This is a genomic window from Alkalihalobacillus alcalophilus ATCC 27647 = CGMCC 1.3604 (assembly GCF_000292245.2).
GTDB classification, from domain to species: domain Bacteria; phylum Bacillota; class Bacilli; order Bacillales; family Bacillaceae_D; genus Alkalihalobacillus; species Alkalihalobacillus alcalophilus.
In genome coordinates this window covers 1-12,694 of the sequence record NZ_ALPT02000104.1, presented here as the reverse complement: position 1 = coordinate 12,694, position 12,694 = coordinate 1, and the positions used below count along the sequence as shown (strand labels likewise).

At 35.1% G+C, this 12,694-nt stretch carries 16 protein-coding genes; 3 read left to right on the top strand and 13 right to left on the bottom strand.

The features are described from left to right. Window positions 1-115: 115 nt before the first annotated feature. From lgt to BALCAV_RS18955, 3 genes are all read right to left on the bottom strand, one after another. Window positions 116-976: a prolipoprotein diacylglyceryl transferase gene (gene lgt, locus BALCAV_RS18960; protein ID WP_003321598.1), complete on the bottom strand. Its 861-nt coding sequence runs from the start codon at window positions 974-976 to the stop codon at window positions 116-118. Window positions 977-1,077: 101 nt separating this feature from the next. After that, entirely contained in the window at window positions 1,078-1,320 is a 243-nt protein-coding gene (locus BALCAV_RS21845; protein ID WP_003321600.1) for a DUF2187 family protein, read from the bottom strand. A gap of 82 nt (window positions 1,321-1,402) precedes the next feature. Further along, a complete protein-coding gene (locus BALCAV_RS18955) occupies window positions 1,403-1,957 on the bottom strand; it encodes a class I SAM-dependent methyltransferase (RefSeq protein ID WP_003321601.1) in 555 nt (184 codons plus the stop codon). Window positions 1,958-2,276: 319 nt separating this feature from the next. Here BALCAV_RS18955 and BALCAV_RS22470 point away from each other — a divergent pair, with 319 nt between their 5' ends. Then, window positions 2,277-2,435 carry a hypothetical protein gene (locus BALCAV_RS22470; protein WP_160173441.1) on the top strand — a complete coding sequence of 53 codons (159 nt, stop codon included), beginning with the start codon at window positions 2,277-2,279 and terminating at the stop codon, window positions 2,433-2,435. A 229-nt stretch (window positions 2,436-2,664) separates the two neighbouring features. Here BALCAV_RS22470 and BALCAV_RS18950 read toward each other — a convergent pair whose 3' ends face one another. Both BALCAV_RS18950 and BALCAV_RS18945 read right to left on the bottom strand, forming a co-directional pair. Beyond that, window positions 2,665-3,849, bottom strand: coding sequence for a D-alanyl-D-alanine carboxypeptidase family protein (locus tag BALCAV_RS18950; RefSeq protein WP_003321602.1), 1,185 nt, complete (start codon window positions 3,847-3,849; stop codon window positions 2,665-2,667). Window positions 3,850-3,875: 26 nt separating this feature from the next. Beyond that, on the bottom strand, window positions 3,876-4,577 hold the full coding sequence (locus BALCAV_RS18945; RefSeq protein WP_003321603.1) for a TraX family protein: 702 nt from the start codon (window positions 4,575-4,577) through the stop codon (window positions 3,876-3,878). A gap of 641 nt (window positions 4,578-5,218) precedes the next feature. On the opposite strand from BALCAV_RS18945, the gene BALCAV_RS18940 reads away from it, so the two are divergent. Further along, window positions 5,219-5,806: a cell wall hydrolase gene (locus tag BALCAV_RS18940; protein WP_003321604.1), complete on the top strand. Its 588-nt coding sequence runs from the start codon at window positions 5,219-5,221 to the stop codon at window positions 5,804-5,806. A gap of 195 nt (window positions 5,807-6,001) precedes the next feature. Here the strand turns inward: BALCAV_RS18940 and BALCAV_RS18935 are convergent, their stop codons facing one another. The 8 genes from BALCAV_RS18935 to resB form a co-directional block, all read right to left on the bottom strand. Continuing rightward, window positions 6,002-6,259, bottom strand: a complete 258-nt coding sequence (locus tag BALCAV_RS18935) for a hypothetical protein (protein WP_003321605.1) — start codon at window positions 6,257-6,259, stop codon at window positions 6,002-6,004. A 949-nt stretch (window positions 6,260-7,208) separates the two neighbouring features. After that, window positions 7,209-7,445 (bottom strand): hypothetical protein, encoded by a 237-nt coding sequence (locus BALCAV_RS18925; RefSeq protein WP_003321608.1) that lies wholly within the window; start codon window positions 7,443-7,445, stop codon window positions 7,209-7,211. 379 nt (window positions 7,446-7,824) lie between these two features. Continuing rightward, entirely contained in the window at window positions 7,825-8,727 is a 903-nt protein-coding gene (locus tag BALCAV_RS18920) for a F510_1955 family glycosylhydrolase (protein WP_040324242.1), read from the bottom strand. Window positions 8,728-8,814: 87 nt separating this feature from the next. Beyond that, window positions 8,815-8,982, bottom strand: coding sequence for an SHOCT domain-containing protein (locus tag BALCAV_RS23465; RefSeq protein ID WP_136446138.1), 168 nt, complete (start codon window positions 8,980-8,982; stop codon window positions 8,815-8,817). Then, window positions 8,909-9,607 (bottom strand): cytochrome c biogenesis CcdA family protein, encoded by a 699-nt coding sequence (locus tag BALCAV_RS18915; RefSeq protein ID WP_326938325.1) that lies wholly within the window; start codon window positions 9,605-9,607, stop codon window positions 8,909-8,911. The genes BALCAV_RS23465 and BALCAV_RS18915 overlap by 74 nt, the downstream gene beginning before the upstream one ends. Before the next feature lie 12 nt (window positions 9,608-9,619). Next, window positions 9,620-10,816, bottom strand: a complete 1,197-nt coding sequence (ccsB, locus tag BALCAV_RS18910) for a c-type cytochrome biogenesis protein CcsB (RefSeq protein WP_040324241.1) — start codon at window positions 10,814-10,816, stop codon at window positions 9,620-9,622. A 21-nt stretch (window positions 10,817-10,837) separates the two neighbouring features. Then, entirely contained in the window at window positions 10,838-11,074 is a 237-nt protein-coding gene (locus BALCAV_RS22900) for a cytochrome c biogenesis protein ResB (RefSeq protein WP_235213149.1), read from the bottom strand. 95 nt (window positions 11,075-11,169) lie between these two features. Continuing rightward, window positions 11,170-12,225 (bottom strand): cytochrome c biogenesis protein ResB, encoded by a 1,056-nt coding sequence (resB, locus tag BALCAV_RS18905; RefSeq protein WP_235213148.1) that lies wholly within the window; start codon window positions 12,223-12,225, stop codon window positions 11,170-11,172. A gap of 232 nt (window positions 12,226-12,457) precedes the next feature. Here resB and BALCAV_RS22185 point away from each other — a divergent pair. Then, the coding region (locus BALCAV_RS22185; RefSeq protein ID WP_268746830.1) for a UPF0236 family transposase-like protein at window positions 12,458-12,694 on the top strand (237 nt) is incomplete at its 3' end.

Here is a 12,694-nt window from a genome sequence, read left to right as displayed (position 1 = left end):
GGAAAACAAGCAATTACCTTTGTAAACTAGACAAAAGCAATTGATAAACATCACCATTTATCAATTAAGCTAAAAACAGCTGACCCTTAATAAAAGGTCAGCTGTTTTAGAATGTCTATTTTTTCTTTCTCTTCTTTGCTTTATTATTTCTTTGTTGCTTCACGATCTCATCAAGATATCCTTGATTGGCTAAACCTGCTCTTCTCCGATAAATCCAAGTTATTACCGCCCCAATAATCAATATAATAGAAGCTACTTGTGCCGTTCGCAAAGTATCACCAATCATCAGATTATCTAATCTCATTCCTTCTATGACAAAGCGACCAATAGAATACCAAATGAGATAGCTATAAAAAATTTCACCTTGTTTTAGGTTTAACCTACGCAGATATAGCAAAATTACAACACCAATCATATTCCAGATTGACTCATATAGAAACGTTGGTTGATAGTAGGTTCCATTAATGTACATTTGATTAATAATAAAATTAGGTAACAAGAGATTTTCGAGAAACTCTCTTGTTACAGGTCCACCATACACTTCCTGATTCATGAAGTTACCCCAACGACCAATTGCCTGAGCAAGTAAGATACTAGGAGCACCGATATCCAACAATTTAAATATTGGTATATTTTGTTTTTTTGCATAAACAATAGCTGTCGCTACACCGCCAATTAATCCACCATGTATAGCTAAGCCACCCTCCCATATATACAACACTCTTATAGGGTCGTCTACGTAATGTTCAAATCGGAAGGCCACATAATACAAGCGGGCACAAATAATGGAGATAGGTAATGCCCATAGTAGTAAATCCGCAAATGTATCTTTCGGCAGCCCTCGTTTAATCGTTTCTCGTGTAGCCATTATATAACCAATGGCTACACCGATCCCTATAAGAGCCCCATACCAATAAATTTTTAAAGGACCGATCTCCAGAAAAATTCTGCTTAACGGTTGTATTGTTTCTTCCATTTCCCTTTCACCTCTTAGCTGTTTACTTGTCTTACTAAGTTAATATAAAATCTTAACTATAGTTATAAATATATAAGGAAAGTTTGAATTAATTATGAAAATTAAATATAATTCCTGTTAGTTCTTTTATAAATAGTTTCAAAGGTACGTTGATAGTTTCGATGATTGATACAGGTACGTTCAAAGGGGAATTCATCCTCCCTACCACAAACAGGATACGTAATAAATTCAGCTACCACACTATTGTTGTACACCGCAATTACTGTTAGTTCTATCCCATCGTATAGAATTATTTCATTTACTTCGGCAGCATTGGGGTTTATTTTTTTTGATTTGTTATACATATAAAGTCAGCCTTTCTAATTTTTTTAGTTTATAAGAGCCTCTCTAATCCAAAGTCCTAGTAAGTAGAACTTCGATTTTACCTCAATGTCTCTTCTCACAGACAAAGACAAAAGCAGGAGGAATATTCAAAGGAACTATTTTAAGACTCGTTTTATCAAAAGCCGCATTAAGATAAGGAAGCAAAAAAGGTGTATATTGAAAAGCAATAAATTTCCCGCCTGGTTTGAGAATATATTCTATCTGATCAAGTAAATTGATTAGTACTTCTTTTTTGAAATTTAGTAAAGGAAGGCCAGAAAAAATATAATCAATTGATTTTTCTTGTTCATTTAGGCTCCCCTTTAAGTTAAAAGCATCATCAAAAATAGTAATTTCAGAAGCAAATCTGTTTAACGATTGTTTTAAGGAGGAATTGTTTTCAAATACTATTAATGGGTGATCTAGTTTTGACTCTTTGAGTATTGTTTCAGTAAGTACTCCGGTTCCAGCTCCTAATTCAACAACCTTCGAATTTTTTTGTAAATTTACTTGATTCACCATACTTTGAACGAGGTAAGGAGAGCTAGGGATAATACTTCCAATAGCCTTTGGGGAGTGCATAAAACTTTTCAAGAAAACTCTTTTCTCATTTAGCATAATTAAAACCCCTTATTTTCGTTATTAAGAGGATTATTTCATATGAATTTGTTCAAAGTATGAAGTTTAATATTTTCATAAAATATTTTTTAGCAGCAATGTGCAATTAGGAACCGGTTAAGAACATAACAAAATAGTTAAAGGTACTATCTTAATTCGATCATTCGTTAAAAGTACGTTCTATTCACAAGATCTTCTAAAATTACGAAAGAAAACATAGAATAACAGATAAAGAGAATGAGACTTATTATTAGGAGGAAACTGATGGGGAGTTATGATAAAAATATACCCGTTGTGGTTGGTAATTTGAGAGTTTGCGATGAGTAAAGTAATTTGGTTATGGCTCGGTTGGATGTTTTTAACTAGTTTATTCTCCTATTACCACTTACATTGGAAAATAACTGTTTCTTTGTTCTTAGCTGGTTTACTTACGTCGATCAAAGCTTTGGTTGAAGATCAACTAAACCTTACCGATTGAGAAATACAACATACAATTACTTCTAGGGATCCGTTCTACGTTTCCCTAGTCTATTTATAACAATATCAAAAATGCGAGTCATTGCATTTAAAAATAAGTGGGTTTTCAGTGTTAAAAGAGAAAGTACCCGCTACGAGCTTTATAAATTTCCACGTAGCGGATCTTTTTTTCTGAAAATTAGATAAGTAACGTATCTCTATTCAATACGTTTGCACTTAAGGCTTTATAGTTAATTATCACCTATTAGAGGACTTGAACTATAAATCTCAGTTAATAAATAGTCACCGTCACTGCTATTGTGTGCAGTTTCATCCCTAGCATCTAAATCATTAAAATGCCACCATTCCGAAGCTAAAGGTGTCAGCCCCGCCGTCGTAGCATAGGTTTGTAACTTTATAGCAGCCTCGTTCATTGAATCAGTATAAGTTGCAGTTTTCCAATCAATTGCATTTTGTGATGAAACTGGGGTAGTAAATACAGCAGATGCTCCGCTTAATTCATGTATTTGTGTAGGCATCGCATATTCCATATAATCTTTAATTAAGACTCTGGTGTATTCACCAATTGGAACCTCCTTTTTAGAGTTAATTTTAACTAAACTGAGATCGATGCCATAACCCATTTGATGATTAGAAACACCGTCTGTTATAAACCAATTTATCCCCCAAGGAAGTGTGTTAATACCAGTCATAACTTCTGGATCATCATCGGCTAACTTACTCAAGCCTTCTACAACCGCTTTCTGTACAGAGTAGGGCCTAAATCCCTCATATATTTTTAGTGAGTTGCCCTCTGACAGGGCAAGTTGCTGTGCTAAATGAACTTTTTTGGACATTGAATATAGCACAGGCATAATATATTCTTCACTCTCAAGCCGTTCGTTGTATGTCTTGCCCGGATATAAGACACGGTTTGAAATATTAGGGATATCCTTACCAGATGAAACGAATTTAGAAGAATAGGTATTAGTGTTATCATAGATAATAGATGGAATAACATCGGGAAGGTTAATAAAAGTATAATTATGTTGTAACCAACCAGCTAAATCACCTCTTTTAATAAACCACCAATCTCCCTCTTCTCTTAAAATTTCGAAAGCAGTACCTGCTTCAAATATATCAATAGTTTCAGAATCACTTTTTGGAAATTCTTTCAAATCTAAACTGATAGAAGTAAATCCTGTAGCTCCAACCACAGGTAACTCTAAATCCCCTTCGTACATTCTTGCTTGTGGCTCTTCAATTACTTCATCGGCTGAAATTTCGGAAGATTTTTCTACTTCATTCATAGCGGGAATGGACTCATTTGGTATAAAATTATCCACATTTGTTCTATCAATACAAGCTGTTAGTAAAATTATGATTATTAACATAGCCATTATCAATATAACATTGTATTTTTTTAGCCAAATCATGTTTATATATCTCCTCAATATTTAATTTATGCAAATATGAAGTACCTCAAAATATAAAGTACTAAAAGATGAGCTGGATAAAAAACATAAAATCCCCATTTAATAAGAGCAGAGCTTTTTCCTCTTTCTCCATTATATAAAGCAAGAAAAGGAATGGCCAAAAGGATACCAAAGCGAAAAGCGTAATCCATTCCTAAACTTATGCCAGGAAGAATATAAAAAACCGTCCCTATAAATGCAAAGCTAATCATCTGCATCTTAAACTGTCCCTTGTATATTCCAAAAAATAAAATCCACAATACAAGAATGTAATTCCAGTCAGCCGTCCAAGCGAGTAAACAGCACAAAGCAATAATCATAACTTTTATTAATCGAGAAATGTAAGTAGTTTGACTAATAGCTAATGCAACTAACCCCATAAACAGTCCCCATATTACACTAGTTCCCTGCCACCATTCAAGACCGAAGTACATCACAAATGGGAAGTGCGAAATTAAAGCAAAAATGAAAAGTCGTTTTAGATATTTTTGCTTATTAGAAGTATAGAAGTATCCTTCTGCAATCATATAACCTATTATGGGGGCAGCCAATCTTCCAAAACCACGAGCAAATATTGCTAGTGTAGTGTCATCAGGCACAAGCCATATTGATGCATGGTCTACAACCATCGCAATAACAGCTAATAGTTTAAGTGCATTTGAATTTATAAACTTTGTTTTTATTGACATTTGCATACTCCGTTTCCTATTAATTTTTGTTATCTGATTTAGCATATCCATCAAATATGGAGTTTTTATGTGTTTTAAATTTTAATAAATGATCACTTTTGATTACTTAGGAGGTTGATGATTTAAAACAAAAAAACCTCTTTAGGGCCTGCTGTAAGGAGTTTATCAAACGAAGTTGTTATAATATGAAATTTCTCCAGACTAATTATTAATCTCTTCATCTGTTTCTAGCTATCAAACTTAAAAATATATAACCAAAAGAATTTTTTGGACACTCAGGCTCACCATTTATTTTCAATAATAAGCCCCATTGCCTTGAGAGTTCAGAAGACTTTTCAAAAAACTCTTTTTCATGTAGCGAATTAAAGAACTTATTCATCTCTTTCAAGACCATCAACTTTTCTAGATGTGGTGATCTCTATATCTATACAACTACTAATATTTTTAACAAATCTGTTTACTTCCATGTTTTTTTACAAACTCCCACATATTTCGTAACAGTAATGTAAAAAAACAGCTTCGAGCGTTCGGGTTAATGGTATCCTCAAGTCCATTTTTCCAAATGGGTAAATTTGGTAACCTCCTAGTCTAATTTTTCATGTTAGTTTAATAGAGTCACTTACTTCTAGGAGGTTTATACAATGAAAAAATTAATAATCACTATTTGCGTTGCAGCATCACTTGTTTTTATTGGAGGAAATGATACAAACGCACAAATAACGACACACACCGTAGCGTCTGGAGAATTTTTGTATAAAATTGGTCAAAAATATGGAGTTTCTGTATCCGCTATTAAAAATGCAAATAATAAATCGTCATCAATGATTATGGTAGGAGAAAGGTTAACAATTCCAGAATCTATCTCTGCTTCAGAGAGGGATTTACTGGCACGTTTAGTGATGGCTGAATCAGAAGGAGAACCTTATGCTGGTAAAGTCGCTGTTGCAACCGTCGTATTAAATCGAGTTGACCATAAGGATTTTCCGAATACGGTTCGAGGAGTTATTAATGAAGTTTCAAACGGATACTACGCGTTTACACCTGTTCAAAATGGACGTATTAACCGTCCGGCTGATAATGAATCGATTCGAGCTGTTGATGAGGCTCTAGCATTTAGAGGGCAAGGATCTGGGTCACTCTTTTTCTATAATCCAAAAATTGCTACTAACCAATGGATTGCTACTCGTACCGAAACTGTTCGGATTGGAAATCATGTTTTTGCTAAATAAATTATGACATTAGAGAAGGAGCGTCAGGACACAGCATCTCCTGACGCTCAATCTTAGAATTTCCAGTACTTTGATAAAAATAAAAGATTACTTAAACCATGGACTTAGCAAATCAACGCCCTTGTTGTAAAGCTAACCTGCTTCACCACAGAAAATAAGAGATTTATTGCTATCTCAAGGAATTTGAATAAGAAATTAATTCATATCTTTGACTTTTTCTTTGTTCTTTAAATGTTGTTCAAGTATGACAGTTGTTAAAATGGCTACTATTGCTTGATATATTAATAGGTCAGTCATTATTCCAAACTCTTCAGGTTCCCCAATGATTTTTGTGATATAGAAAGAGACGATGAAGAATGTTATGACTGTAGCAAGCCCAATCCATAGGCCTTTCCCAATTTTATTAGCAACTATTATTGCGAAAAATTTATTTAATAAAACACCTCCATACATTATAAAACTTCCTATCATTAATGAAGTTCCTATCTCAAAAAATCTTATCTCGCCCACCCCCTACATTATCATTCACTTCTTATTGTAATATCGTACCCTTTGAACAAGGATAACGATGCTTTTGTATTTGAAGCATCGCTCCTGTTGATCTACTCAGAAAAAAGTAATTATTATTTTATATATTGAAATTCTATGATTTCACTTTTTTATTTCTCGTTTAATTTCTTATTAGTAGAGTCTGTTCAAAAAGGGGTGGTTTTCCCTTTTTGAACAGACTCTACGCAATGAGCGGAACCGCTACAAGGTTTTAAGCCTCTAGGAGTGGGGTTCTCCTAGAGGCTTGTAGCGCGTGGAGCCATTGCCGTCTTTTTGAACACGCTCTAGTATTATTAAAGTGATGAGTAATTCTTGAAATTCCGTAAATCACTAACATGAAAACGATAAGACTGAAAATAGCACTAAAAACGTCCAATCTTATCCGCCCCTCCCTTTTCATTTTACAATGGGATCCAATAGAACTAGGTTTCATCGGCAAGTTCTATCGTACATGCTACACGTTAGTTGGAGAAAGTAATAAATTCAAGATTAATAAAAATGATTAAGGAATAACCTACTCCTTTTTCTTAGGCATTTGTCAGCCCCCTTCTATACAAGTTGCAGTAGAACTTCCTATAACAGAATTTAATTCTTGAAGTAGTGAGTATAGACGTTCACTTCCAACTAATGTCTCCAATGTTTGTTTCGTTAGTGGAACATTATATTTTTTAAAAACTTCTTTTGTCTCTCCCCAAACATCAACAATTGCTTCAGGTGACATATTTGATTGAATAACTATGTGAGTCTCCTCCTTTGCTTTTATCTATCATTTTATTAATAGCTAAATTTACTCCCTGCTTCAATAAAAACAAATGACCAACCGCTAAAAACTATGTTTTAAATAATCATTCACTTAATTATTGATCATTTCTCTTAATAATTTTGTATCTTCCTTTTGAATTCTAAATCCCTGTAAAGTGTTTGATAAACTAACAAGCAAACCTTCGCCTTCTGTCTCCCCACCTAAACTTAAATGATAGTGTGCGGAGGATTTATCTTTAAAGTTTACTGTCAAATCAAACTCCGCTATGTAATTTAACATACCTTCCATTTTCTGAGCATTTTCAATTGCTTCTATAAAAGTTTTCATCCTGCTTGCATCTGTGAACTGTTTCGATTTTAATGAAATGTCTTTAGAGTCCCACTCCGGATGTGAATTAAGGGATACTTATAACATCTTTATCGTAAAAAGGGATGCCCTTTTGTGTTTTCTCACTGCAACCCACAACAAAAGTTAAAATAATTACAACATATAATAAAAAACACTTCCTCAATTACACCCCTCCCTCACGTATCCCATTTCAACAACCTTGCAAAATCTCCATCTATTTTAACATAAAATTACATTTGTCTTTCTTAATCAATAAGACTGTTACTATAATAGTTGATCAAACCTGTAATAAAAAGCGAAAAAGGGATAAATGACTGTTTGCCTCATTTACCCCTTACTGTTTTATTGATTAACCTTTTTAATTCTTTCTACTTCCTTCCTCTGCCAATACTTCCCACGTTTTCCCAAAGTCCTTTGTCTCATAAATACTTTGTTTCATTGATCCGAGTACTAACATTTCATCATCTGTTGGATGGTTACTAATATACATAATGTAATCATCGTCTACCTTAAAATTCAGAGATGCCCATGTTTCTCCAAAGTCTTCACTTAAATACAAGCCTTCCTTTTCTCCAAAGAGATAGGCTACTAAATCTTCTGAATCAGAATCAAGAGTTTGGAAAGAACTTGCGCTAAGATTATTTTCTTTTAAAGCCCACGTTTGACCACCGTCAGATGATTCATACAGTCCTGTCTCAGTTCCAGCTAGTAAGTAATCAGGAGATTGCGGATGAGACGTTAATGAAAGAACCGAAGCTACAGGTCCTGGTAATCCTGTAGTATCAACCATCTCCCATTCATAACCTCCATTGTTTGACCGATATAGGTTTGAGTTGTATACATCAATTCCATACATAAATTCTTGGTTTCCTTCATTTACATGTAAAAGATGAAAATCAACTTCCTCATAAAGTGCAATTGGTTCCCATGTTTCCCCAGAATCATGACTAATAATGACCCCTAATGGATCAACATAGTCAGATCGAGCACCAGGATGTCCACTTGAGATCATCAAGTCCTCATCTATAATTGTATAACCCATGAAATCATGCTGATGTTCTGGATCCCCAACTAATTCCCAACTGTCTTCGTTTAAATTAATTAAGCCCATATGTGTAGCTAGAAAAATACTCTCGTCATGTTGTGAGTATTCTAATCCATGAATATGCATAAACGAGTCGATCTGATCTGTGTCATTTGAGCATGCTGATATAACAAATAGAGATAGAGTAATTATACTAGCCATTAATCCTTTTTTCATTGAACTAATCCCCTTTAAATGTGGTTTCTTTTTGTTGAAAATTTGCTCACTCTATCGTTAAAACCTTCTACGATAGAGCGACAACTTTTATTTTAACATGTTCTTTCTCTTTAAAAATTCTTCTTCTGAGATTTCACCGGTTGCGAAACGTTCCTCCAAAATGGCATAGGGAGACTTCGCTTTACTTTCCAATCGAAACAAAAGCCTTAGTATTAAATAAATGATTAAAAGCAGAGCAAGTGCAACAAATCCCATATATGATCATTAAAATTCCACCAAATTTCATAATGAGATTTGTATATTTTTTAATCCAATTCATTCTTCCAATAAAGAATGTCATCAAAAAGAACGGTATTGCAAACCCAATACTATAAGCACTCATATAAAGCATCCCGGAACCCGGGTTGGTCATACTTAAAGTAATAACGGAAGCTAAAATTGGGCCAATGCAAGGAGTCCATCCAGCAGCAAATGCAATGCCAATTACATAGGTGCCAATATACCCGCTAGGTTTATTGGAAAATTGGAATTGATGATTTTTCATTAGAAACGAAGGTCGGATTACTCCTAGAGTTACCAATCCAAACAAAATAATAAAAATGGCCCCTAGCTGTCTAATGAGATTATTGTATTTCAAGAATAGGTCTCCTACTAATGTTGTGGACATTCCTAGCACAACAAAAATAGTAGAAAACCCTAAAATAAAGATGAACGTGTGTAACATAGCTCTTGGAGGTAAAAAACGACCTTTTTTCTTCATCTCATCCACCGTCATCCCGGTTATATAGGATAGAAAGGCTGGATATAAGGGAAGATTGCAGGGGGAAATAAAAGATAAAACCCCCGCTCCAAAAGCCAATAATATAGTTAAATCTGCCATAACAATCTCCTTTTAAGCGTAAGAATGTAATCCTGCGATGACCAAATTAATAAATAGCAAGTTAAACATGATGATCCCAAAACCAATCACTAAGAGCCATGCGGATTTCTCACCATGCCACCCCCTTGATAGTCTTAAGTGTAAATAAGCAGCATAAAAAAGAAACGTTATAAGAGCCCAAACTTCTTTTGGATCCCAACCCCAAAATCGTGTCCAAGCGATTTGAGCCCAAATCATGGCAAATATTAATCCACCTAAAGTAAAGACTGGAAACCCAATAATAATCGATCTGTAACTAACTTCATCAAAAAGTTGTGGACTAACGTTTTTCAAGATAGGTTGTATCGCAGCTGCAATCCGACTTCTTAGAATGAAACGTAATAGAAGATAAAGAATACTTCCTGAAAGGATTGACCATAAAAACGTATTAAACTTTCTTGGAGACTCCACTCCGTTCATCCAGCCGGGTGTTTCAAATAATGGGCCAAATCGGTTTTGATCAGCTGTTATTAATTCACCTTCATAAGGACCTACAATAGCCGGTAATTCATATTCAAGCTGTGCCTCCACTTCCCATTCATTTATCCAATTAAAAGTGACAGAATAATTATTTAATGAAAACACTCCCACCGTTATTGCAATGGCTACAGCACACGTAACCGAATAAATAACAGCCTCAAGCCAAAATGTTTGTTTAGAGCGTTTGCTTTGGTCAACAACACGTATGAGGTAGATTAAACCTGCAATAAATCCAACCCCTAGAATCCCTTGACCAATAGCAGTGGTTATCACATGAATATGAAGCCAGTAAGTTTGCAAGGCAGGTATTAAAGGCGTAACTTCTCTTGGGAATACTGATGCATAGGCAATGATCACAATTCCAACAGGCATTGAGAAAATACCTAATACCGGCTTCTTATAAATAAGATAAAGAATTAGAAACGCAAAAATAATAGTTAATCCTAAGAACGTGGTATATTCAAACATATTACTAACCGGAGCATGTCCAGCCGCAATCCACCTAGTGACAAAATACCCTAGTTGTGCTAAAAATCCTGCACACGCCAGACCAAAGCTGATCCATCCCCACCTCTTCGTTTTATTAACTAATGTACTATTTTCATAATAGATCGTAATAGAGAAAGCAATTGTCGCGAAAATGTAGATAAAAAACGCAGCGAGCAATAGATTACTACTTAGTTCGACCATGTTGTAACACTCCCAAACCACTTATTTGTCTTCTGTCCTATCGACCGGCTGTTCGAGCTCTGCCTCTTTTGCCACTTCAGCCATTTCACGTTTAAAAGCATACCAATTCTTATTCGTATGGCCTGCCACCATTACTTTCCCATTCTCTTCTTGTATCCAAATTCTCCGGTGAGTCCAATAGCTTCCCTGGACTAAACCGATCATAAAAATGAATCCTCCTATAACTAAAATGGGCAAAGTATAGTCTTTTCGAACAATCAGCGCAGATACATGTTTTGTCTCTAGATCAGATAACCTAATTGAATAAACATTTTCATCTGTAGGATCAAAATTACGTCCAATGGTTAAAAAACTTACTTCTTTTTTTCTTGATTTGGACTATTCACTTCAAAGATAAAGGCTGGATTATCAGGAATCCTTGATTTGGTACTTGGAATTCCATCATTATTTAAATAATAGTCTGGTAGATAATCTTGTAATTTAACGTAGTAGTCGTTAGGAAGATCATATTGTTGTTCAGGATAAAATAGATCAACTGTAAACTCTCCAATCGTTTCACCTGTTTCATCATGTTCAACTGCAAACATCATCTTATTTAACTCATGGAGTTTGTAATCAACTTGGTATAGACCAAATCCATCAAATTTAAAGGGATCATTCACCCTGATTTGGTACGTATCCACTTCTTGCAGATCGCGCTGTGAACCTACTGGACCGTCATCGTTTCGTTGGTACAGTGTCACGTTTGTTTGATAGGTTTTAACAACAACTCCCCCTGCTCTATCAATCGCCGTTTGGAAGAGCTCGTCATTTTCATCGTATAATTCAACAATAAACTGATGATTTTCCAGATAGTATTCTCCATTTGTTCCTGGGATTACCTCCGTATCCCCTTCTCGAACCCAAAGGTGGTGATCAACAAACATTCCCGGAAAAAAGCGTAGCATCCCACCAATTAAGAAAATAATGAGACCAATATGGTTTATATAAGGTCCCCATCTAGCAAATCGGCCTTTTTCAGCTAAAATAGAGGTTCCATCTGTTCTAACGTTGTATTTCTTTCCCTTTAAACTACTCAACCATTTCTCTTTATTTGGCGCTATATCTAGTTGTGTTTCACTTACTAGACGCTGTTTCTTCATAAAATTGATGTGTTTATGGACACGTTGGTGTTTTAAGGAACGATATAAGGGAAAAAAACGATCCACGCTAGCAATGATAAGTGAAACGGTCAATGCAGCCATTAATAATAAATACCACCAAGATTGATACAGGTTATGAAAACCTAATTCATAATACACTTGTCCGAGAAACCCATATTGATCTTGATAGTACTCTGCCGGATTAACGGTTGGTGGTATATACATTTCCTGTGGAAGAATGGTCCCCAATGATGACGCTAGCAACAAAATGACAATAATCCAAATCCTACTTTTACTGAGGAGAAAAAATTCCATATTTGATCAACTATCGTTTTATTGTAGGTTTGCGAACGTCTTGCCGCTCCCTCATAACGCATATTTAAGTATGAGTAAAATGTTTGTGGGAGAAGAAATAACCTGCTCAACCAGGTAATGGAAGTCCATTACTTGGTTGAGCAGGCCACCAAGCGAAAGCGCGGTAGGGGTTTAAGCAAAATACATGAAAAAAGGGTCTCTCCTTGGTAGAATCATAGTCGACAAAAAACCGATTCAAAGGAGAAACCCTATGCAAAAGAATACCACAGAATATCCAACATTAAAAGAACTCGAACAGCTAGTCTGGAGGAAGTTACAGGAAACCTTCTCAAGTGTGATGACCTCCGTGTTAGAGGCTTATGACGAAGAAATTGTGCAACACCGTGATAAGCAACGTTTCCATTATAAAGACAAACGCCCC